At 32.5% G+C, this 24,354-nt stretch carries 22 protein-coding genes; all 22 read left to right on the forward strand.

What is annotated here, in order from left to right; translation table 11 throughout:
• Positions 1–19 precede the first annotated feature (19 nt).
• The 22 genes from GFJ94_RS06745 (at position 20) to GFJ94_RS06850 (ending at position 24,256) form a co-directional block, all read left to right on the forward strand.
• The gene (locus tag GFJ94_RS06745) at positions 20–1,135 is read left to right on the forward strand and encodes a glycosyltransferase family 4 protein (RefSeq protein WP_153200791.1); all 1,116 of its coding nucleotides are present in this window, start codon (positions 20–22) and stop codon (positions 1,133–1,135) included.
• Positions 1,136–1,141: 6 nt separating this feature from the next.
• On the forward strand, positions 1,142–3,028 hold the full coding sequence (asnB, locus tag GFJ94_RS06750) for an asparagine synthase (glutamine-hydrolyzing) (RefSeq protein WP_153200792.1): 1,887 nt from the start codon (positions 1,142–1,144) through the stop codon (positions 3,026–3,028).
• 2 nt (positions 3,029–3,030) lie between these two features.
• On the forward strand, positions 3,031–3,696 hold the full coding sequence (locus GFJ94_RS06755) for a cytidylyltransferase domain-containing protein (RefSeq protein WP_153200793.1): 666 nt from the start codon (positions 3,031–3,033) through the stop codon (positions 3,694–3,696).
• A gap of 287 nt (positions 3,697–3,983) precedes the next feature.
• Positions 3,984–4,949, forward strand: a complete 966-nt coding sequence (gene rhuM, locus GFJ94_RS06760; RefSeq protein WP_153200794.1) for a virulence protein RhuM/Fic/DOC family protein — start codon at positions 3,984–3,986, stop codon at positions 4,947–4,949.
• Between the two features lie 2 nt (positions 4,950–4,951).
• The gene (gene neuB / locus GFJ94_RS06765; protein ID WP_153200795.1) at positions 4,952–5,992 is read left to right on the forward strand and encodes an N-acetylneuraminate synthase; all 1,041 of its coding nucleotides are present in this window, start codon (positions 4,952–4,954) and stop codon (positions 5,990–5,992) included.
• A 285-nt stretch (positions 5,993–6,277) separates the two neighbouring features.
• Complete coding sequence (locus GFJ94_RS06770) at positions 6,278–6,583, forward strand: GIY-YIG nuclease family protein (RefSeq protein ID WP_153200796.1); 306 nt, start codon at positions 6,278–6,280, stop codon at positions 6,581–6,583.
• Between the two features lie 205 nt (positions 6,584–6,788).
• The gene (gene neuC / locus GFJ94_RS06775; RefSeq protein ID WP_153200797.1) at positions 6,789–7,913 is read left to right on the forward strand and encodes a UDP-N-acetylglucosamine 2-epimerase; all 1,125 of its coding nucleotides are present in this window, start codon (positions 6,789–6,791) and stop codon (positions 7,911–7,913) included.
• Positions 7,914–9,347 (forward strand): MBOAT family protein, encoded by a 1,434-nt coding sequence (locus GFJ94_RS06780; RefSeq protein WP_153200798.1) that lies wholly within the window; start codon positions 7,914–7,916, stop codon positions 9,345–9,347.
• Positions 9,347–10,243: a hypothetical protein gene (locus tag GFJ94_RS06785; RefSeq protein ID WP_153200799.1), complete on the forward strand. Its 897-nt coding sequence runs from the start codon at positions 9,347–9,349 to the stop codon at positions 10,241–10,243. Before GFJ94_RS06780 ends, GFJ94_RS06785 begins: the two co-directional genes overlap by 1 nt.
• A 2-nt stretch (positions 10,244–10,245) precedes the next feature.
• A complete protein-coding gene (locus GFJ94_RS06790; RefSeq protein WP_153200800.1) occupies positions 10,246–11,160 on the forward strand; it encodes a polysaccharide deacetylase family protein in 915 nt (304 codons plus the stop codon).
• Between the two features lie 25 nt (positions 11,161–11,185).
• Positions 11,186–12,916: an HAD family hydrolase gene (locus tag GFJ94_RS06795; RefSeq protein ID WP_153200801.1), complete on the forward strand. Its 1,731-nt coding sequence runs from the start codon at positions 11,186–11,188 to the stop codon at positions 12,914–12,916.
• A gap of 3 nt (positions 12,917–12,919) precedes the next feature.
• A complete protein-coding gene (locus GFJ94_RS06800) occupies positions 12,920–13,822 on the forward strand; it encodes a class I SAM-dependent methyltransferase (RefSeq protein ID WP_153200802.1) in 903 nt (300 codons plus the stop codon).
• A gap of 2 nt (positions 13,823–13,824) precedes the next feature.
• Positions 13,825–14,064, forward strand: a complete 240-nt coding sequence (locus tag GFJ94_RS06805) for an acyl carrier protein (RefSeq protein ID WP_153200803.1) — start codon at positions 13,825–13,827, stop codon at positions 14,062–14,064.
• A complete protein-coding gene (locus GFJ94_RS06810) occupies positions 14,058–15,080 on the forward strand; it encodes a hypothetical protein (protein ID WP_153200804.1) in 1,023 nt (340 codons plus the stop codon). The genes GFJ94_RS06805 and GFJ94_RS06810 overlap by 7 nt, the downstream gene beginning before the upstream one ends.
• 13 nt (positions 15,081–15,093) lie before the next feature.
• Complete coding sequence (locus GFJ94_RS06815) at positions 15,094–16,494, forward strand: hypothetical protein (RefSeq protein WP_153200805.1); 1,401 nt, start codon at positions 15,094–15,096, stop codon at positions 16,492–16,494.
• Complete coding sequence (locus GFJ94_RS06820) at positions 16,491–17,516, forward strand: exostosin family protein (protein WP_153200806.1); 1,026 nt, start codon at positions 16,491–16,493, stop codon at positions 17,514–17,516. Before GFJ94_RS06815 ends, GFJ94_RS06820 begins: the two co-directional genes overlap by 4 nt.
• 5 nt (positions 17,517–17,521) lie before the next feature.
• Positions 17,522–18,661, forward strand: a complete 1,140-nt coding sequence (locus GFJ94_RS06825; protein ID WP_153200807.1) for a glycosyltransferase family 4 protein — start codon at positions 17,522–17,524, stop codon at positions 18,659–18,661.
• A 1-nt stretch (position 18,662) separates the two neighbouring features.
• Entirely contained in the window at positions 18,663–19,214 is a 552-nt protein-coding gene (locus tag GFJ94_RS06830; RefSeq protein ID WP_153200808.1) for a serine O-acetyltransferase, read from the forward strand.
• Between the two features lies 1 nt (position 19,215).
• On the forward strand, positions 19,216–20,448 hold the full coding sequence (locus GFJ94_RS06835) for a glycosyltransferase family 4 protein (protein WP_153200809.1): 1,233 nt from the start codon (positions 19,216–19,218) through the stop codon (positions 20,446–20,448).
• A gap of 394 nt (positions 20,449–20,842) precedes the next feature.
• Complete coding sequence (locus GFJ94_RS06840; protein WP_153200810.1) at positions 20,843–21,934, forward strand: glycosyltransferase; 1,092 nt, start codon at positions 20,843–20,845, stop codon at positions 21,932–21,934.
• The gene (locus GFJ94_RS06845; RefSeq protein WP_153200811.1) at positions 21,931–23,283 is read left to right on the forward strand and encodes an O-antigen ligase; all 1,353 of its coding nucleotides are present in this window, start codon (positions 21,931–21,933) and stop codon (positions 23,281–23,283) included. Before GFJ94_RS06840 ends, GFJ94_RS06845 begins: the two co-directional genes overlap by 4 nt.
• Entirely contained in the window at positions 23,249–24,256 is a 1,008-nt protein-coding gene (locus tag GFJ94_RS06850; protein WP_153200812.1) for a glycosyltransferase family 4 protein, read from the forward strand. The genes GFJ94_RS06845 and GFJ94_RS06850 overlap by 35 nt, the downstream gene beginning before the upstream one ends.
• The last annotated feature ends 98 nt before the right edge of the window (positions 24,257–24,354 follow it).

Raw genomic sequence — 24,354 nt, forward strand, 5'->3', positions numbered from 1 at the left:
TTTAGACTAAATCAAAGGCATGAAGAGTACCGCTAAAATAATCATTACAGAGCAAGCTATTCCTTTTCAAAAGAATGGCTCATGGTCGCAGCGTTTAGAATATTTTTTAAAAAGCGACCACAATTTAATTGACTATTTTATTTGTGGCGAAACCAATCAATCGTTAGCTACAACTACTACTTTTTATAGAGAAAAACAAGTGCAATCGAAATGGCGATTAAAGTTATTTCCAAATACAAGATATCAGCATTATACCAACCGTTTGGAACAATTGGTTAACCAACATTCTCATGCCATAGTTTGTGTGGTTGATAATGTGAAATTGATGTTAGCTGTTAGCGAATGTGTCGAACAAAAAAAGCTCAAAAATAAAGTTACGTTACTTTTTTACTGCTGTGGTCATTCTTATTTATTGGATGATAATTTGCAAAAGAAATTTTTGAAACATTGTGACGAATTCATTTTTCTTACTAAAAAAGCCTACACTTTCAATAAAGAACGTTACGATGAATTTATACCAGAAGTAACCGTTTTGAATAATCCGATTGAGAAAAATATTTATAAGTCAATTTCGGTTGCTGAAAAAGAAGCCTTGCTTCAACAACACCAGTTTACAGGAAAGAAAGTATTTTTATGGTTATCGCATGACCGTCCTAAAAAAGGATTGAGTATTGTTTTAAATGCTTGGAAAGATTCTGAAAAATTGCAAAATGAAGGTGTACTTTTAGTGGTAGGAGCAAAACGAAAGGAGGCAATCAAAGGAGTTCAATTTATAGGTCAAGTGGCGAATAATGAAGTAGCAAAGTATTATCAATTAGCTCACGTCTTTTTATTTCCAACTCTATGGAAAGAAGGTTTCGGATTGAGTTTGGCTCAAGCCATTTGTAGTGGTTGTTACAGCATTGCAGCTGATAATGGTGGTGTTTCCGATTTTTTCACTCATAAAGATGGGGTTTTGTTAACAGCGCCAAATGTTGTTTCTCATTGGGTAGCAAGTATGGAAACTGCATTAGAACAAGTGAATTCAGGATGGGAAAATAAAGAGACAGGAAATCAAATTTTAGATTACCCTGAATGGTCGCAACAATTTGCTGCTATTTTTACCAAATGGGAAAGAAGATTCCAAAACGAATAAAGAATTATGTGCGCAATAAATGGAATTATTAATTGGAATGGCGTTTCCAATCTTCATAAAGAACAAATAACCGCTTCTTTAAAGGAAATGGAATATCGAGGTCCCGATTTTTCCAATACCCATTCCGATGTAAATAGTATTTTAGGTCATAATCGATTGGCGATTCTGGATTTGAATCCGAGATCAAACCAACCCATGCTTTCGGAAAACAAAAGATATACTATTGTTTTTAATGGTGAAATATACAATTACAAAGACATCAAGAAAGACTTAGAGCAAAAAGGATATCGCTTCAATAGTGTTTCTGATACCGAAGTTTTACTGAATGGCTTCATTGAATATGGAACAGAAATTGTTCATAAACTGAGAGGTATGTTTGCCTTTTTGATTTGGGACGCAGAAAAAAAAGAAGCCTTTATTGCTCGAGATAGATTTGGTGAAAAGCCATTTTATTATCACTACAATTCTAATGGCGAGTTTGGTTTTGCTTCTAATCTAGCAGGAATTGTTCCTTTGGCGGGAATAGAACTTCAAATTAGTAAACAAGCTATTTATGAATTATTTAGTTTGCAATATATCGATGAGGGTTCTTGTATTTATGAGGGTATTCAAAAATTAGCACCAGGTTGCATGATGACCATCAATGCTTCAGGAATTAAGACAGAAACATATTGGACTCCCAATTACAAAGATAAAACCGATTCAAATTTTGAAGCAAATAAAGAAAACTTACATCAATTAGCCAAAGAAGCAGTAGCCGAACAATTAGAAGCGGATGTTCCTGTAGGTTTGTTTTTAAGTGGAGGAACGGATTCAGCTGTTATTGCAGCATTGGCTTCAAAACAAAAACAAGATATAACGACATTAACCATGTCGGTTCCAGATAATAAAAATTCGGATGAAGCTGAAGCGGCATCTTTTGTTGCAAAAAAATTGAATATAAAACATAAGATTGTAAATTTGGATACCCATTGTGTGGCCGATTTGCCTTATGTCTTACAAAATATAGAGCCTTTAGCCGATGCTTCTTTACTTCCAGCTATGGCAATTGCCAAAGAAGCAAAAAAGGAATTTACAGTAATGTTATCAGGAGATGGTGGTGATGAAATTTTTGGAGGTTATAAACGTCCATTGCAGTATAGAAAGAATGCATTTTCAGGAAATAGCCTGACGAAGAGTTTGGCGGAAATTGTAATAAAAAAATCAGATACAAAACCTTATAATTATTGTTTTTCTAAAATTACCGATGCTCGAATTTATAAATGGGCAGGAGTAGAAACTTTATATCATTTAAAATCATTGCCAGAAAAACAAGCACAAGTTCTTTTTAAAACGAATCAAAAGTTTGAAAATCAACTGGTAAAAAAATATAAAGAAGCTTCAAATTTTGCTCATTCAGAAGAAGATAAAATGTTGTATGTGGGAGTGAAATCTAATTTGACAGATGATTTTTTGCTTAAAATGGATACGGCTAATATGTTTCATTCGGTAGAATCGAGATGTCCTTTTTTAGATTATCGCATTTTAGAATATACATCGCACTTGACTATAGAACAGTTAATGCCTAATGGAATTGATAAAGAATTATTAAAAAGTATAGGTGCAGATTATATTCCAGCGGAGTTTTTTAAATTACCCAAAAAAGGATTCTCAATTCCGTATTATGATTATTTAAAAACCTCTTGGGGTGATATTTTGCTTCGTTTTATGCAAGAAGGCATCTCATCTGATATGAATCTAATTGATTCCAAAACTGTGATACAACTTATTTCCAGTTACCGAGCCAAACCGACTTTCAAAATTGGGAAATTGTTGTATAGTATTTTGGTTTTTGAAATTTGGTTACGTGTTTTTCATTTAAAGATGAATCCAGAATCCATTAAATTGATTTAATTATGAGTAAAACGATAGCAATAATCCCAGTACGAGGTGGTTCCAGGCGTTTACCGGGTAAAAACATAAAACTATTGGGAGGAATACCTTTGCTAGCACACAGCATTTTATATGCGAAACGACATGATTTTATAAACGAGGTTTATGTTTCAACTGATGATGAAGCGATAAAGCAAGTAGCTTTACAATATGGTGCTCTAGTAATTGATAGACCTCAATCACTTTCAGGTGATTTAGAACCAACTGTTTCTGCTTTAAAGCATGTTTTAGAATCAATTGATGGAGTAGTTGAAAATGTAATTCTTTTACAAGCTACCAATCCACTTCGACCACAAAATTTACTAAAAGAGGCTTTTACGATTTTTCAAGAAAAACAAGTGGACAGTTTGTTTACCGTTTCTCGTAGTTATCACAAATTAGGAAAAATCGCAAACAATGCATTTATTCCATACAATTATGAAGTTGGACAACGTAGTCAAGACTTAGAACCCTTATATTATGAAAATGGCTTGTTATATATCACAAAATCATCTGTTATACTGAACAATGAAATCATTACAAATGAGTCTTTTCCATTAGAGGTGAAGCATCCTTTTGCTAGTGTTGATATTGATACACAAGAAGATTTTGATTATGCGGAGTATTTGCTTGGGAAGTTTAAAGTTTAAAGTTTCAGGTTTCAGGTTTCAGGTTTCAAGTTTGGAACACAAAGTTTCACGAAGTTTTCACAGCGTTTCACGGAGTTTTTTTGGAAGTGGATTGTGACGGATTTATTTTGTTTGTAATTGAAGTTGTTTTTGATTTTGTTTCTAAACTTAGGGATTGACATGGAAAGATTACTTATGAAAATATTGATTAACTTCAAGATATCATTTCAATTATTTAATCAAATTGGTTTTAAATATGTTATTTTTGTTTTTTTGTATTCTTTGCCATTAAATTACATTACGATATAATGAACGGAATTGAAATTTATAAATCAATAACAGGTGAAACTCAAATTGAAGTTCGGTTTGAGCATGATACTGTTTGGTTAAATTTAAATCAAATTGCACTACTTTTTGGAAGAGATAAGTCGGTGATTTCACGACATCTTTCAGCTGTTTTTAGAGATAATGAATTGGACAGACAATCAGTTGTTGCAAAAAATGCAACAACTGCATTAGATGGTAAAACCTATCAGGTAGATTTTTATAATTTAGACGCTATTCTTTCAGTAGGTTATCGTGTTAATTCAAAACAAGGTACACAGTTTCGAATTTGGGCTACGCAACGATTGCGCGACTATTTAGTAGAAGGGATTAGTGTTAATAAAAAAAGATTACAAGAGCTTGAAAAAATTGTTGAAGTTATATCGAAAACCAATATTGATCAAACTCACGATTTGGCTGAGGCGAAAGGATTACTTCACATTCTTAATCATTATACCAAAAGTTTTATACTTTTAAATCAATTTGATAGCGCTTCCCTACCTTTGCAAAATTTGAATAGCGTTGTTTCCTATCAAATTGAATATGAAGAAGCTATTCAAGCCATACAAGTTTTAAGAGCAGAGTTAATACAAAAAAATGAAGCTACATCGCTTTTTGGAAATCAAAAAGATAAAACTTTTGAAGGGATTTTAAGAAGTATTTTGCAAACCTTTGATGGTAATTATTTGTATCCTACTATAGAAGAACAGTCAGCGCATTTGCTTTATTTTGTTATTAAAAATCATCCTTTTTCTGACGGAAATAAAAGAATAGGTGCCTTTTTATTTGTTTGGTTTTTGGAAAAAAATAGTCATTTGTTAAAGCATAATGGTGAGCGTAAAATTAATGATAATGCTTTAACAGCTTTGGCCTTGTTAGTTGCTCAAAGTAATCCAGAGGATAAAGAATTAATGATTCGATTAATTTGTAATTTAATACTAAATACTTAAATATGAATCCCTATATAGAAATAGCAGGAAGAAAAATTGGTCAAGATTTTCCACCTTTAGTCATCGCAGAAATCGGAATTAACCATGAAGGTTCTTTGCAAGTGGCTAAAGAAATGGTAGATGCTGCTCATAGAGCAGGAGTTGAGGTAGTTAAACACCAAACCCATATTGTTGCTGACGAAATGAGTGGTGCAGCTAAAAAAGTAATTCCAGGAAATGCAGATGTTTCCATTTATGAAATTATGGAGCGTTGTGCCTTAAACGAAGAAGAAGAGCTAGAATTAAAAAATTATGTGGAAAGCAAAGGCATGATTTTTATCTCAACACCTTTCTCTCGTGCTGCTGCCGAACGTTTGAAAAAGTTTGATATTCCGGCTTATAAAATTGGTTCGGGTGAATGTAATAATTATCCCCTATTAGAACATATTGCTTCTTTTGGGAAACCAGTCATTTTAAGTACTGGAATGAATACAATAGATAGTATTCAAAAAGCTGTAGCAATTTTTGACAAACACAATATTCCAGTTGCCTTATTGCATACTACCAATTTATATCCAACCCCAATTCATTTAGTACGATTTGGAGCTATGATTGAAATGCATCAGGCGTTTCCTGATAAAGTTTTTGGATTATCAGATCATACGCTAAATAATAACGCTTGTTTAGGTGCAGTTGCATTAGGTGCATCCATTTTAGAGCGACACTTTACAGATCACATGAACCGAACAGGTCCAGATATTGTATGCAGTATGGATGAGCAAGCTACAAAAGAATTAATCATCAATAGTGCCGAAATGGCGCAAATGCGTGGTGGAACCAAAAAACCAGCCGAAGAAGAACAAGTAACAATTGATTTTGCTTTTGCAACAGTTTGTTCCATTGCCTCTATCCAAAAAGGAGAAGTGTTAACCAAAGAAAACATTTGGGTAAAACGACCTGGTACTGGTAAAATTTTAGCTGAACATTTTGATTCGTTATTAGGAAAAAATGCGACAAGAGACATCGCAAATGATGAACAATTGGATTTTAGTGATTTTGAGTAAGTTTTTATGGAATAATTCCACTTTTGTCAAGCTGAGCCTGTCGAAGCCTAATGGAAACGAAATTTGCTACTAAGGACTTCGACAAGCTCAGTCTGACATTGGGGTTAATCAGTTTTTAATGAGATGATGAGTTTTTGAATTGTGCTACTTAGGACTTCGACAAGCTCAGTCTGACATTGGAGTTAATTGGTTTTAGTTGATTTTACAGTTCTTTAAATATGTAATTCCACTATTGTCAAGCTGAGCTTGTCGAAGCCTAATGGAAACAATTAAATATTGCATTTGATGAAGTTATTCTATGTTTATATTTTAAAATGTAAAGATGATTCTTTTTATACAGGAATCACTAACAGTATAGAAAGAAGATTATATGAACACAATCTAGGAATTGATAAAGACGCTTATACTTATTCAAGAAGACCAGTTGAATTAGTTTGGTTTGAAATGTTTACTGATCCTACTCAAGCAATTATGGTTGAAAAGAAAATTAAAGGATGGAGTAGAAGAAAAAAACAAGCTTTAATTGATGAAGATTGGGATAAGCTAGTAAGATTTTCTAAGAATTACACTCAGTTTGGAAAAGAAGATTAGTGCTACTAAGGACTTCGACAAGCTCAGTCTGACATTGGAGTTAATCAGTTTTTGATGAGATGATGAGTTTTTGAATTTTGCTACTAAGGACTTCGACAAGCTCAGTCTGACATTGAAGTAAGTAAGATGAATTTGATTTCAGTTGTATTTGATTCAAAAGAATTAACCAAAAATCCTATATTTGCAACACGATAACAAACAAAAAATGTCCAAAAAAATCCTATTTCTTACCGGTACTCGTGCCGATTTTGGCAAAATAAAATCGTTGATTCAAATTTTGGAAGCGCATCCCGAATTTGAACCTTTTATTTTTGTTACAGGGATGCATTTGCAAAAGGAATATGGCTATACCTTGTTAGAAGTGGAAAGATGTAGATTTTCTAATATTCACACGTTTGAAAATCACACCCATGAAACCACGATGGATTTAACTTTAGCTAAGACTATCGAAGGACTTTCACTTTATGTAAAATCGTGCAAGCCCGATATGATTGTAATCCATGGCGATAGAGTGGAAGCTTTAGCAGGCGCTATTGTAGGAAGTTTAAATAATATTTTAGTGGCCCATATTGAAGGAGGTGAAGTCTCTGGAACCATTGATGAGTTGATTCGTCACTCCACTAGTAAAATGAGTCACGTACACTTTGTTTCAAACCAGCAGGCCAAAAAGCGATTGATTCAAATGGGCGAATTAGAAAATGCTATTTTTACAATCGGTTCTCCAGATGTAGATATTATGTTTTCCAATACGTTACCTGATTTAGAAACGGCAAAACAGTATTATGAAATTTCATTTGATAAATATGCCGTTGCGATGTTTCATCCTGTGACTACTGAAGCCAAATTTATGCAGGAATATGCTACTACTTTTGTAGACGCATTAGTAGCAGATCATCATAATTATGTGGTGGTGTATCCCAATAACGATTTAGGAAGTCAAACTATATTAAAAGCGTATGAGAAATTAAAAGGCAATCCCAGATTTCGTATTTTTCCTTCTTTGCGATTTGAATATTTTTTAACCTTATTGAAAAAATCCCAATTTATTATTGGAAATAGTAGTGCTGGAATTCGCGAAGCACCTTATTATGGTTTACCCATTATCAATATCGGAACACGTCAACAAAATCGTGCACTTCACGCTGATATCATCAATGTAGATTATGCATTGGAATGTATTTCTAATGCTCTCAATGTTATAGATACTCATAAAGTGCAACCAACAGAAAGTGATTTTGGAAAAGGGAATAGTGCAGAATTATTTTTGAAATCCCTTTTAAATGAGGATATTTGGCAACTCAATCATCAAAAACAATTTAGAGATAGTTAAATGTTTTTCAATTCCTTATCCTTTGCCATTTTTTTACCCATCGTATTTTTACTGTATTGGTTGGTGTTTAATAAAAATAAAACCACTCAAAATGCGGTATTAATTGTTGCGAGTTATTACTTTTATTCCTGTTGGGATTGGCGTTTTCTGTTTTTATTAGTGTTTTCTACCTTGTTGGATTATTTCAGCGCCATCATGATGGAAAATAGCACTTCAGATAAAAAACTAAAAATGTGGTTATGGTTGACTATTGGAATTAACTTAGGATTTTTAGGTGTTTTTAAATATTACGATTTCTTTGCGCAATCGTTTGCCGATTTGTTGCACGGTTTCGGATTTCAAGCGAATCCTATTTTATTAAAATTAATACTTCCTGTTGGAATATCCTTTTATACCTTTCATGGCTTATCCTATGTAATTGATATTTATTACAAACGCATCACTGCCGAACGCAATTTTATTGATTATTCACTATTTGTAAGTTACTTTCCACTTTTAGTAGCTGGTCCTATCGAAAGAGCCACACATTTATTACCACAGGTAAAAATAAAACGCCATTTTAATTTTGAAAAAGCCAAAGAAGGCGTCTATCAAATTATTTGGGGATTGGTCAAAAAAGTGGTTATTGCCGATAGTTGTGCTACGTATGCTAATGCGGTTTTTGATAATTACGAATCCATGAATTCGTTGTCGTTAACATTAGGTGCGGTGTATTTTGCTTTTCAAATTTATGGCGATTTTTCAGGGTATTCGGATATTGCTTTAGGTACATCTAAATTATTTGGAATCGATTTATTAAAAAATTTCAATTACCCTTATTTTTCAAGAGATATTGCCGAGTTTTGGCGTCGTTGGCACATTTCGTTATCGTCTTGGTTCCGCGATTATTTATACATTCCGTTAGGCGGAAGTCAAGGTGGAATGTGGATGAAAGTAAGAAATACTTTCATCATTTTCTTAGTAAGTGGATTTTGGCATGGCGCCAATTGGACGTTTATTGTTTGGGGCTTATTGAATGCGATTTATTTCTTACCTCTATTACTTCAAAATAAGAATCGTTCCAATATGGGCGAAATTGAAATGGGTTGGAATATTGGTAGTGTAAAAACCATTTTAAATATTTTAGGAACATTTGCTTTAACCACAATGGCTTGGATTTTCTTCAGAGCTAAATCGATTTCAGAAGCCATAGGATATATACAAAAAATGGTTACAGATTTCCATTTTAACTCACAATATTTGAACAATGAGCGCTATAATTTTGAATTGCTACTTTTAGTACTAGTCTTTGTTTTGGTTGAATGGTTCAATCGTTCAAAAGTAGAGCCTTTGTCAGGGAAAGCCAGTTGGGTAAAAGTTACATTAGCGATTATGGCTTTATTAGCTTTAGGCGTGTATTCCGATTATAAAGAATTTATTTATTTCCAATTCTAATGAAACAATTTTTAGTTTTTATCGGAAAAATAATGTTTGTGCTTTTGCTTTCCGCTTTTGCATTGGATTTCATTTATACCGCTGTTTTTTCGCAATCGGAAACTCGAAATAAGGTTGAAAATGTCATCAATTCGAAACCACAAAATTACGATGTGATTATTTTAGGAACATCAAGAGCTAATAACCATTTTGTGCCGGCATTATTTGAAAAAGAAGGACTAAAAACCTTTAATTATGGAATGAGCGGTTCTCATTTATTTGAAACGTCACTGATGCTGAAATTAATGGTTGAACGCGGATGGGAAATAAAAAATGTTATAGTAGAAACCGATTTGAATTTGTCCAACGAAAAACGGGATGATGGTACTTTCGGTCGTTTTATGCCGTTTATGCATCAATCAAAAACCATCACGACTCATTTTGCAACCGAAGTTGATTTTGCAGAATTGTATTATGTGCCTTTTTACAGATACATCCAATTTGATAGTAAAGTTGGATTTCGGGCTTTTTATAAATCGTTACGTCAAGAACCAAGCAATACATTAGCAAACAATGGCTATTATCCATTAGGATTTAACCCAAAAGCCAATATGAAAAATAATATTGAAAGTTTAGTGCCTTTGCGTAACCGTTATTTCGAAGAAATTAAGCAAATTTGTAAAAGTAATAACATCAATTTGATTGCGGTAACCACGCCCATGTGTTCTAATGTAAAAGGAATGGACTATTTTAAAAAAGTGAAAGCTTTGTATCCTGAAATTAAAGAGTATGAACATTTTGTTGAAGGAGATGACTATTTTTCATCTTGTGGGCATTTGAATGACAAAGGTGCAAGGTTGTTTACCACTAAAATTATTGAAGATTTAGGCTTTAAAAGAAAATATAAAATTGATTAATTTTGATAACCATAAGTAATTATCATTATATAAGAGAAGATTTTTCTGCTCCATATCCGAGTGTTTTTGGAGTTACTCCTATGCGATTTAAACATCAGTTAAAATTGCTTAAAAATGAAGGCGATTTGATTACACCTTCTGAATTTTTAGCTAATTATGAAGAATTAGTAGTGTCAAAAGACAATTTTTTCTTCATTACTTTCGATGATGGTTTAAAAGAACAATTTAGTTTTGCTCTACCTATTTTAGACGAATTTGGCATGCAAGCCATTTTCTTTGCGAATTCAATGAATGTCGAGGAAAAAAGAGTAAGTACAGTTCATAAGATTCATTTATTGCGTTCGGTTATACCATCCCATGTGTTATTGAATTATCTAAAAGATCAGAAAATTGCTATGCTAACACATGAAGAATTGCAACAAGCCAAAACCAATTATAGATTTGATGATGCGGCAAGTGCTGAATTAAAGTATTTGCTTAATTTTAAAATTTCATTTGATGTACAAGAATTGTTAGTGCAATCTATTTTTGAAAAACATTTTTCAGAAAGTGAAATTTTAGAATCGCTTTATATGTCAAAGGCTCAATTGCAGTATTTGGCAAATATAGATTGTTTGGGAAGTCATACGCATACGCATTATCCATTAGGATTGTTGAGTGAAGATAACTTGACTTACGAATTAAAGCACAGTAAAAACTATTTGGAAAAACTATCAGGTAAAGCTATTCAAATGATTGCTTATCCTTATGGTACGCCAGAAGCTTGTACTGATTTAGTGGCTGAAACTGCTAAAAAAGTCGGATATTTGTATGGTTTTACTACAAGAAAAGGAATCATAGAAGAGTCTCAAAATAAATTGCTTTTGAACCGATTTGATTGCAATGATGTAGTAGGAGGTAAGAATTATAAACTGTAAGAAGTTACATTATTAAAATAGCAATATGAAGGATTTTTCTCAATTGAGGAAAAATTTAAAAAAAGATTTTTCAGGATTTAAGTCTTTAAAAGTAGCCTTGTTAGGAGATACTTCCACTCAGTTTTTGGCTCAGGCAATTCGAGGGGAAGGATTTGACGCAACATTAGATTTGGAAATTTGGGAAGCCGATTTTAACCAAATTGAAATGCAGGTATTTAATACTGATTCAGAAATGTATGCTTTTCATCCTGATGTAATTATCCTTTTTTTGTCGTCTCATAAATTACTAAATAAATACAACAAACTTAAAGTCGAACAACAATCAAGTTTAGCAACGAGAGAAATTGAAAATATTGAAGCTATTGTATCAACAGTTTCTGCAAATTCAACGGCTAAAATCATCTATTATAACTACAATGAAATCGATGATGCCGTGTTTGGAAGTTATGCCACTAAAACAGAAACTTCATTTTTATACCAACTCCGAAAGTTAAATTTCGAGTTGATGAATATAGCAAATCGCAATACAAATTTTTATGTTTGCGATGTAGCTACAATTCAAAATCAAGTGGGAAAAGCAAACTTTTTTCATACTTCGGTTTATATCAGTACGGAAATGGTTTTAAGTTTAAATGTTTTACCATTAGTAGCTCAAAAAACGGTTGATATATTAAAAGTTTTGAACGGAAAGTTGAAAAAATGTGTTATTCTCGACTTAGACAATACAGTTTGGGGCGGAATTATCGGAGATGATGGAATAGAAAACATTCAAATTGGAAGTTTAGGAATTGGAAAGGCATTTACCGAATTTCAATATTGGATTAAAAAGCTAAAAAACAGAGGTATTATAGTGGCGGTGTGTAGTAAAAACACCGAATCAATTGCAAAAGAGCCTTTTGAAAAGCATCCGGATATGGTTTTAAGACTAGAGGATATTTCTGTTTTTATTGCCAATTGGGAAAATAAAGCGGATAATATTAGAGAAATTCAACGTATCTTAAATATTGGTTTTGATTCGATGGTTTTTCTCGATGATAATCCTTTCGAACGTAATTTAGTTAGAGAAAATATATCAGGAATTACGGTTCCCGAATTACCTGAAGACCCAGCGGAATATTTAGAATACTTATATACTTTAAATTTATTTGAAACCAATTCCTTTTCTGATGAAGATAAAGAACGTACTAAATTGTATCAAATAGAAGCACAACGTGTGGTTACGAAGCAGAAATTTACAAAAGAAGATGATTTTTTGAAAAGTTTGGATATGATTTCTGTAGTCGCTTCTTTTACTAAATTTAATATTCCAAGGGTTGCCCAATTATCGCAACGATCTAATCAATTTAATTTAAGAACTGTTCGTTATACCGAATCGGATATCGAAAATCTTGCAAAATCCAATGATTATGTTACTTTTGCTTTTACCCTTGAAGATAAATTTGGGGATAATGGTTTAATAGCGGTTGTTGTTTTAAAGAAGAATAGTGAAACGGATTTGTTCATTGAGTCTTGGTTCATGAGTTGTCGTGTTTTAAAACGTGGAATGGAAAACTTTATGTTGAATACTTTAACAGCGTATGCAGAAACGAATGGTTTCAAACGTATTTTAGGTGAATATATCCCAACTCCAAAAAACGAAATTGTTAAAGATCATTATCAAAACTTAGGGTTTGTGCAAGAGAATGATTTATGGTCATTATCATTGAAAGCATATATAGAAAGAACAAATTACATCACCTTGAAGTTACAAGATTAATTTATGAGCACCATTTTAAAGGTTATATTAGATAAGATTAAAGCAAAAAATCCAAAGCATTACGAAAAATTAGTGGCTCATTTGGAAGGCTATAATGATGCTTATGAAAACTTAGCCAATTCTTTTTTCAATAAATACAATGAATACCTAGAACGCAATCAAAAATCAATCGATTTTGGTGTTGATTGTTATCTTCATATGATTGAAGATATGTTGGAAGAGCGATTCAAATTCATTAGAGAAGGAAAATATTCTAATAGTTCTTTTGATGATGTAGAAAAAAGAATCTATGGTAATACCGAAATCATGACATATCACATGCATGGTTTGGTTTTTGCTCAATTTCTCTGGTTTGATCAATATGAGCGCATTTTGTTTTTTATTGAAAACATCAATAAATATGCTAAAGGCGGAAAAAAATATTTAGAAATTGGTGGCGGACACGGTTTGTATATGAACGAAGCCGTAAATTTGCTAACCGATATCGAAAAATTTGATTTGGTTGATATTAGTCAAAGTTCATTAGATTTAGCAGAAGGTATTATTAATACGACCAAAGTAAACTATTTTCTAAAAAATATTTTTGATTTTAGAGAAAGTGAAACCTATGATTTTATCACCATGGGTGAGGTGTTAGAGCATGTAGAAGAACCATTGAATTTATTGAATAAAATCAATCAGCTGTTAAATAAGCATGGAGTCTGTTATATTACAACTCCTATTAATGCACCAATGATTGATCATATTTATTTGTTTCACAATGAAACTGAAATTAGAGATATGTTAAATCAAGCGGGTTTTGAAATCATTGAAGAAAGAATTGTAATTTCTGAAAAAATAACAGAGAAGCAAGCAGCAAAATTCAAAGTTCCAGTAATGTATGCTGCTTTTATAAAGAAACAATAAGTATGGAAAGAGAACAAATCTTAAAAGAAATTAATGCGATTTTTATTGATGTTTTAGATAACGAAGATATCGTTTTAACAGATGAAACCAAAGCATCTGATGTGGATGGTTGGGATTCTTTAACGCATATTCAATTAGTAGTAACTTTCGAAAATCATTTCGGTATTCGATTTACGACTATGGAAATTCAAGGTTGGGAAAATGTAGGTGCTATTGTAGCTTGTATTAGTTCCAAATGTTAGATAAACATCTCATACGCTTTGCAACATTACAAGATGTTGATGCTATTATGACTTTCATCAATGAAAATTGGAAAGAAGGTCATGTATTGGCAACAAATAAGTCTTTTTTTCTCTACGAATACCAGTGTGGAGAACGTATTAATTTTGCCTTAGCGATTGATGTTGCAGATAATAAAATTGTAGGACTTTGCGGTTTTATAAAAAACACAGAAGCCTATCAAAATAGTTGTATTTGGGGTTCCGTTTGGAAAGTAATCAAAACAGATGACCCTATGTTAGGAATCAAGATTCTAGAATACCTACATACACAATCCGAATGCAAAATCTTTTCCTCTTGTGGAATTGCCCCAAAGACCATTCCTATATATCAATTTCTACGTTTTAAGACCGGAAAATTGAATCATTATTATAGATTAAATGATAAAGAAACGTATAAAGTAGCAAAAATTGTTTCCAAAGAAATTTCAGAATTTAAAGTAAACAACGAAGTTTCTTTCAAGGAATTCAAAACTTTTTCCGATTTACAAGCCCATTTTGATATAGCTTCTTTTTCGAATTCACTACCATATAAAGACGGTTGGTACATAGAAAAGCGCTATTTCAAACATCCTGTTTATCAATATAAAGTTTTTGGTATCGATGATAATTTTGGGCAGATAAAATCGATTTTAATTGCAAGAGAGGTTGGGTATAATGGAGTTAAAGTGCTAAGAATTGTTGATTTTATTGGGAATTACAATCAATTAGCAGAAACAGGAAATGCCATTCAAGAGATAATGCACAAAAATGATTATGAATATGTTGATTTTTATGCTGGTGGATTCAAATTAGACGCCATTGAAAAAGCAGGTTTCAAATTAAAAACAGAAGCTGATTTGAATTGCATTCCAAATTATTTTGAGCCATTTGTTCATGAAAACACAACGATACATTATTTTACCACATCAGAACAAGATTTTTTAATTTTCAAAGGAGATGGTGACCAAGATAGACCCAATTTTATACCTCAATCATAGATAAAATTAACAGATGAGATTATTATTAATAGTGCCAGACGGTGTAGCGGTGAGAAATTATTTGTATTCAGAATTTATAAATGAATTACAAGCTAAAGGTGTTGAGGTAATGTTGTATCAACAAATTTCAAATGCTGCCCTAGAAGAAGTAAAGAAAGTTCATCCAAAGTTATCTGAAATAAAATCAATACCTTACTTTATTGAAAAACCTGTAGCAAGACTTTTAAGAGAAAGTTTAGCATACGCTAGATTATTATATAATTCAAAAAAATTAAAGAACCCCACTATAATGGGTTTTTGGAATCGTAATCAAAAAAGCTTGAAACAGAAGCTGCTTTACAGATTAGCTGAAGTTTTAGGGACAGCTTTTTCTTGGAATTACAAATTGATTCTAAAAATGGAAAAGTTATATGATAGAGAGATTAGTCAAGATGCTATTTTGAAGAAGATGGATGAAGATTTCAGAGAATTCAATCCAGATTCTATTTTAAATCTACATCAACGCTCCCCATTATGTGCTCCAATTGTATTAGCCGCAAAAAAAAGGAATATTCCTATTTCAACTGTTATTTTTTCATGGGATAATGTGCCTAAAGCACGATTAATTTCAAGGTATAATACATATTTGGTTTGGTCAGAGATTATGAAAGATGAGCTGTCGCAACTTTACCCTGAAATAAATAAAGAAAGTATTCAAATAGTTGGCACACCTCAGTTTGAGTTTTATTTTGATGAGAAATTTTTAAAAAGTAAAGAGGATTTTTTTACTGAATTTGGATTAGATTTAAATAAAAAAACGGTTTGTTTTTCTGGGAATGACTTATCTTCACCTTACGAAGCAAATTATTTTGAAGATATTTGTGAGGCAATATCAAAAATAGAGGAAAAAGAAAGACCTCAGGTTCTTTTTAGAAGATGTCCAGTTGATAAATCCAATAGATTTGACAGTGTTCTTCAAAAATATGATGAATTTGTTTTTTCAGTTGATCCAGATTGGAGAAATGAAGATGAATTGGTAGGGTCTTTTGCGACTATTTATCCTGCTTACCAAGATATAGCTTTACTCGTAAATACTGTTAAACATTGTGATGTAGTAATTAATCTGGGGAGTACTATGGTATTTGATTTTGCAATTTTTAACAAACCATGTTTGTATTTAAATTACAACCCTGTTGTTAATTCTGTATTTAAAGTAGAAATGTCTTACGAGTTCCAGCATTTCAAATCAATGCAAGGATTAAATCCCGTAGGTTGGATAAATAGTAAAGAACAAATAGTAGATTCAATAAAGAAGGCATTGTTAAAACCTGATGAAGTGGGGAAAGACAAGCAGTTGTGGTTTCAAAAAGTGGTACATCATCCTTTGGATCAAGCATCGAATAGAATAGCTACTCAATTAACGCAATCGCAATGAAAGTAAAACTCTACAATGATCTAGATAAAATTAAAACTGCTCCAAGTTGGGGGTATGTTTTTCCTTTGTTAGAGTTGTTGCATGATGAAACGTCCCCTTTGCATGATTATTATGTCTTTGCCAATCTTGAAACTTGTGATTATATTGCCTTGCCACTAACGGTTGATTATTTGTTGAAGCATGATGCGGATTATTTTCATAGCATTTTTAAACAAGCGGAATCATTAGATAAAAAAGTATTGGTTTTTTCGGCTAGTGATGTGGGGAAAACCATAACGCATCCCAATTGTATTACTATTCGCTTGGGGGGATTTAAGTCAAAATTTGTACAGACTACCTATATTATGCCGCCTTTTATCAATGATCCTTATGTGTTTTTGGGAAAAGAAATAAGTTATTTGTCAAAAGAAGTAAAACCAGCAGTTGGTTTTGTGGGGCATTCGAATGGTAGTTTAATAAAATTAGCCAAAGAGTTTTTTATTTATGCTAGGTTTTCGCTGCAACGCCTGCTGAAAAAGCATTATTTTGACTACCAGTCTTTTTATCCATCTAGTTATTATCGTTATACTTATTTGAATTTTCTCGCTCGTAGTAAAGCTGTAGTTACTCATTTTATTTACCGAAAAAAATACCGTGCTGGTGTGACTTCATCTGAAGCTCGTTTGCAAACTTCAATGGAGTTTTTTCAAAACATTTATGATAACCCTTATACTTTTTGTATGCGAGGAACAGGAAATTTTTCCGTTCGTTTGTATGAAACCCTTGCCATGGGGCGAATACCAGTAGTCATCAATACAGATTGTCAATTTCCATTTGAAGATAAAATTAATTGGGGAGCACATTGCTTGCTTGTTGAACCAGAAAATGTTGCCTCATTAGGTGAAACTCTTGCTCGTTTTCATGAGGCATTATCCCCTTCGGATTTTATTGCGCTACAAAAATCGAATCGAAAATTGTGGGAAGATTATTTCACAAAGAAGACTTTTTTTATTAAGATGAGTGATGAACTTTTAAAAAAATAAATAAAATGCATATTTGTTACTTAACCAATGAATACCCAAAACAAGGTCATCCACATGGAGGTATCGGTAGTTTTGTAAAAACTATAGCTGAAGAATTGGTAAATAAAGGAATTAATGTTACGATTATTGGGATAAATTACATTCCTAAAAACGAAACGGAAATTAGTAATGGTGTTACAATTATTCGTATTCAAAAAAGTAATTTTAAAGGACTAGCTTGGTATTTTAATTCAAAAAACATTGCCAAAACTATTGCCACAATTCATAAAGAAAACCCTATTGATATTGTTGAAGGTGCTGAATTATCATTTGCATTTTTACCTAAAATTAAAGGTGTCAAATATGTTGTCCGGTTACATGGCGGTCATCATTTTTTTGCTGAAGCCGAAAATAGAGGAATTAATGGTTGGAAAGGGTTTCAGGAAAAACGTACGTTTAAAAAAGCGGATGCATTTATCGCAGTTTCTGATTATGTTAAAAATCATACTGCAACCTATTTGAGTTATCATAATGCACCCATATCTATCATCTATTACCCAATTAATGATTTGCATTTTCAACCTCAAGAGATAGCAATTGAAGTGAATAATATCACTTTTGCTGGAACTATTTGTGAGAAGAAAGGAGTTCGTCAATTGATTCAAGCTTTTCCATTGGTAAAAGAAAAATTTCCAAGTGCAGTTTTGAATTTGTATGGAAGAGATTGGTTATTTCCAGACGGGAGTTCCTATATTAAAATGTTGGAAGAAATAGAATTACCAAAAATAGGGGATATTTCTAAAGATATCATTTTTCATGGTGCGGTTTCTTATAATGAAATCCCAACGGCCTATGCAAAAGCAACTGTGTGTGTATTTCCATCTCACATGGAAACCTTAGGGTTAGTAGCACCAGAAGCAATGGCTATGGAAAAACCCGTAATTTTTACAAAATTAGGACCAGGTCCAGAAGTGATTGCTGATGGTGAAACAGGTTGGTTATGCAGTCCCCACGAACCAAAAGAAATTGCTAATACGGTTATTCAAGTTTTAAGTAATCCTCAAAAAGCCAATGAAATAGCAAAAAAAGGAAGACTATCGGTTTTACAACAATTTGAAATTAAAACTATTGTCGCAAAAAATATAGAATTTTATAATAAATTATAGTATGAATTTTTTGATACTAATTTCATTCGATTACAAAAAATATAAAAAATATGGAGGTAACTTAATTACCATCTTATTTTTTACGCAAGGATTTTGGGCTAGTTTTCAATATCGAGTAGCGCATGCTGTTCACAAGATGCCGATTCCTATTTTAAAGCAATTGTTGCAATTATTGTGTTTGATTTGGCAAAAAATAATTGAAATGTCCACTGGTATTTCAATTCCTGCTTCAGCTCAAATAGGACATTCGTTCTATATAGGGCATTTTGGAGGTATTATTTTAAATGCTAAAACTACTATTGGAAATAATTGTAATATATCACAAGGTGTGACCATTGGAGTATCGGGAAAAGGAGAAAACAGAGGGGTTCCAAAAATTGGAAACAATGTATATATCGGATCAAATGTGGTAATCGCAGGAAATATTACAGTAGAAGATGACGTATTAATTGGAGCTTGTTCACTAGTCAATACTAATGTTACAGCAAATAGCGTAATGTTAGGAGTGCCAGCAGTGAAAGTGTCTGAAAAAGGTTCGGAGGGCTATATTTAAAATGAGATTGTTAGTAATTTCTTCAGCACCCATAGTAAAAAAAGAAGCTCAAAATTATCTTTATGCGCCCTATGAAAAGGAAATGCAATTGTGGGCAAAACATGCCGATACGATACAATTTTGCAGCCCTATTTGGAAAGAAGATAGAAAGCTTCTAATTGCGCCTATTTCTTTTGAAGTTGATAATGTTATCGAACTTCAAGAATTTGATATCACTTCATTTTCAAATAAATTGAAAGCCATTCCTTTTGCTTTTGTGGCTTTGATAAAAATTTTCAAAGCGATGAGACAGGCCGATCATATTCATTTACGTTGTCCTGGAAATATTGCTTTGTTAGCATGTTTGGTTCAAATCTTTTTTCCCCATAAACAAAAAACCGCTAAATATGCTGGAAATTGGGACCCGAAAAGTAAACAACCATGGAGTTACCGTCTTCAAAAATGGGTGTTATCCAATACTTTTTTAACCCGAAATATGCAAGTCTTAGTATATGGGGAATGGGAAGGAAGCACCAAGAATATTAAATCTTTTTTTACTGCTACTTATAGCGAAAGTGAAATTCAGAATTCAGAATTCAGAATTCAGAACAAGTTGTCACTTCAATCGGAATCTAGCACTACAGAAAGCGACTTCGACTTCGCTCAGTCTGACAAAAAGGATTATAACTCATTGTCACTTCGAGCGGAGTCGAGAACTAATGAAAACCAATTCAAGTTTCTGTTTATAGGGACACTTTCACCTGGTAAGCAACCTTTATATGCAATTCAATTAGTTGAGGAGTTATTTAAAAATGGTAAAAATGTTACACTTGAACTTTATGGAGAAGGTATTTTAAGAAAGGAATTAGAGCATTATATTACCCAAAATAAATTAGAACACATAGTGGTTTTAAAAGGAAATCAATTTAAAGAAAATGTTTTAGAAGCCTATCAAACTAGTCATTTTTTAATTTTACCATCCAAAAGCGAGGGCTGGCCAAAAGTTGTGGCTGAAGCTATGTTTTGGAGTTGTGTACCTATTGCTTCTCCCGTTTCTTGTGTTTCCTATATGATGGGAAATGGAAGTAGAGGTGTTGTTTTACAAGAAGACTTAAACCAAGATGTAAGTCAAATAGAAACAGTTGTAAATAATCAAGAATTATATCAAAAAATGGCATCAGAAGGACAATCTTGGTCCAGACAATTCACAACAGATAAGTTTGAAGCAGAGATTAAGAAGTTGTTGAGAGGGTGATTTGGAGAGAGGAGAGTTAGGGAGGTGTTTTAATAAAGTTATCGGTTGTACAGGAGATGCTTGACAGCATGACAAGATTGTGTAAAATTTCATGTCCTTCCTGGTTTAAGAGATGCTTTGAGATGCTTGGCAGCATGACAAACTATTCGTATAGCATCTAATGTGAATTATGCCAAGTGAAACGTCTAATAATTAATCAACACAAAGCAAAACTATGTGTCTATGTGTTTAATAATCTGTGTTGTTCAAGAGATGCTTGCAGCATGACAAACTAAGTGAATCTAATGTGCTTATGTGTTTAAAAATAGAGTTTACCTTGATTTTGTTTTTAAACTTGTTCTTGTTCCTTTGATTTTTTCTATTTTTACATCTTAATCTTAATAAGTAAGTAGCATTGGCTTTTCCAAAAGAAATTCGCGTCCTTCAATTAATTGATAGTTTAGAGCCTGGCGGTGCTGAGCGTATGGCGGTTACTATTGCGAATGGACTTGCTGAAGAGGTAGCTTTTTCAGGCTTGGTAGCAACTCGAAAAGAAGGTGGTTTGAAAAACACTATCAATCAAAAAGTAGTATACACTTTTTTAAATAAAAAGCAGGCTATAGACTTTGCAGCACTTTTTAGTTTAAGAATCTTTGTCAAAAAAAATAATGTTAACACCATTCATGCTCACGGCAGTTCTTACTTTTTCGCGGTTTTGCTAAAGTTAAGCATGCCATCTCTTCAAATTTTTTGGCACGATCATTTTGGGAATCGCGTTACCTCTCAACAAGGTTATTTTGTACTTCGTTTTGTTTCTGTTTTTTTTAGTGGCGTTTTTACCGTTAATGAAGTACTAAAAGATTGGGCGCAAAAAAAATTAGTGGTGAAGGATGTGGCGTTTTTGTCTAATTTCACTTCAGATGCAAAAGACGAAATACCGGTTACCATTTTAAAAGGAACTTCTGATAAGAGAATCGTATTTTTAGCTAATCTTCATCATCCCAAAAATCATATCTTGGCCTTGCGCTCATTTTTGGCAAGTAATATTGCTAATGAAGGTTGGACCTTACATTTAATAGGAAAAGATAAGCAAGATAGTTATTCAGAGGAATTAAAAAATTTTATCCAACACAATACTTTGCAAGAAGCTGTTTTTATTTATGGTTCTTGTACTGATATAAAATCCATTTTGGAGCAAGTTAATTTTGGAATTTTAGTTTCCAGCTATGAAGGGTTTCCCGTAACATTGTTGGAATATGGAATGGTTGGATTGACGGTCATCAGTACCGATGTAGGTTATTGTAGTGCTATTATTCAGAACGATACTACTGGTTATTTGATTCTGCCTAATAATGAAGGAATGCTAACAAAAACTTTTGTTGAAATAGCAAATGAATCCCATAAAAATGCCGCTCTAGCTAAAAATTTGAATACTTTTGTTAAAAATAATTATGCTCCAGAAAAGGTAATTCAAAAAATTACAGCGGCTTATCAAAAACATTTATGAAGAGTGAAACCTCACAATATATAAAATTTGTAATTATCCATTTATTCATTGGATTGGCGGTCTATTTAGTACCGTCACTATCTAAACTATTTGCTATTGGAATTATATTAGTAGGTTATCGCTATGTGATTTCAAGAAGAAATAAAAATAATGAAGTGCTCTTTGTTTCAGCCTATATTGTAGGTGCAGAGGTATTGCTTAGGATGACAGATGGGATGTTTATAAATGAGTATGCTAAATACAATGTATTGTTGTTAATGGTTTTAGGAATATTTTATTCGGGTATCTCAAAATTCTCATTTCCATATTGGATATTTTTACTGCTTTTAGTACCAGGGATTGTTTATGGAATTAGCCAACTAAACTTTGATACAAATATCAGAAAAGCAATTGCGTTTAATATTTCAGGTCCAGTTACTTTAGGAATAGCATCTTTGTATTGTTTTGATAGAAAAATTACATTTGATCAAGTTAAGATATTATTAAAATCATTAGGTTATCCAATAATATCAATTACAACTTACCTTTTTTTATATACACCCTCGGTTAAAGATGTAGTAGTAGGTACTTATTCTAATTTTGAGACATCTGGTGGTTTTGGGCCTAATCAAATGGCAACAATTTTAGGTTTAGGTACATTTGTCTTTTTTTTTAATACAATTTTTAATTCTACGACAAAAAAAATACAGGTTATTAATTTAATAATTACCTCGTTAATAGCTTATCGCGGAATTGTAACTTTTTCAAGAGGCGGAATGATAACAGGTGTTGTAATGATATTTTTTTTGCTAGTATTGTCATATTTTAAAATGAATAATAAAGGTCAAATAAAATTGATTTTTGTTGTTGCTGCTGTTTTTCTAATGGGTGGTTTTATTTGGGTATATAGTTCTATACAAACTGGTGGATTGATTGATAAGCGTTATGCAAATCAAGATGCTAAAGGGAGAGAGAAAGTTAGTAAACTAACTGGAAGAGAAACACTTATTGAGTCTGAATTGAAAATGTTTTGGGAAAACCCTATTATGGGTGTGGGTGTGGGTAAAAATAAGGAATATAGGGAGATGATGACAGGAATTCAAGCGGCTTCTCATAATGAGCTTTCGCGAATGTTAGCAGAACAAGGTATGTTTGGTGTTTTTTGTTTATTAATTTTGTTTATTACTCCATTTTTTTTATATCTAAGTAATAGTAATAATATTCTAATATTGTCTTTTTATTTATTTTGGCTCCTCACGATTAATCACGCTGCCATGCGCTTAGCGGCACCCGCTTTTATATATGCTTTATCACTTTTAAAAGTCCAATTTGTCGATGAAACTACTGTATCTAGGGAATCAATTAAGTAAACATGGTTTTAATAAAACTACAATAGAAACTTTAGGACTTCAACTAGAGCAGGAAGGTTTTATCGTTTATTTTGCCTCGGATAAAAAATCATTTTCATTGCGTATGTTGGATATGATGAGGTCCGTTATTTGCTATCGCAAACAAGTTTCTTATATTTTAATTGATACTTACAGTACTAAAGCTTTTTGGTATGCCTTAGTTTGTAGTCAGTTGGCTCGAGTTTTAAACATAAAATACATTCCTATTTTACATGGAGGCGATTTACCGAATCGGCTTAAAAACAATCCCAAGTTATGCCGAATGGTGTTTGCTAATGCCTATCAAAACGTAGCGCCATCTGGTTATTTAAAAAAAGCGTTTGAAAATGTTGGTTTTAAAAATGTAATTCATATTCCTAATTCTATTGAAATAGATAAATACGAGTTCAAATCTAGAGAAAAATTAACGCCAAAACTACTTTGGGTTCGCGCTTTTGCATCCATTTATAATCCTGAAATGGCCATCAAAGTGTTATTTGAATTACAAAGAAAATATCCAAATACCACGTTAACTATGGTTGGTCCTGATAAAGATGGGAGTTTGCAAACGACTAAAGCATTTGCTGATTCATTAGGCATTTCGGTTACTTTTACCGGGCAATTGTCTAAAGAAGATTGGTGGGAATTAGCCTCAGAACACGATATTTTTATTAACACCACTCATTTTGATAACACACCCATTAGTGTAATGGAAGCGATGGCTTTAGGTCTGCCAGTTGTGAGTACTAATGTAGGCGGAATTCCTTATTTACTTACAGATAACGAAAATGCTTTATTGGTTAACGATAATGATGTAGTTGCCATGACAAATTCTATTTGTTATTTGCTAGAAAACCAGGGGAAAACAAAAGAACTAACTTCAAATGCGAGAACTTTTATAGCTCAAATGGATTGGAATGTAGTTAAAGAGGGGTGGAAGCAGGTTTTGAGGTGATTGGGAGTGTTTTTTGTTTCAAGTTTCAGGTTTCACGTTTCAAGTTTTTTGGAACACAGATTGGAGAAATTGGAATAATGTTTAAAATTTAATATTCC

Source organism: Flavobacterium sp. LMO8, from assembly GCF_009495755.1.
In the GTDB taxonomy this organism is placed as follows: Bacteria; Bacteroidota; Bacteroidia; order Flavobacteriales; family Flavobacteriaceae; genus Flavobacterium.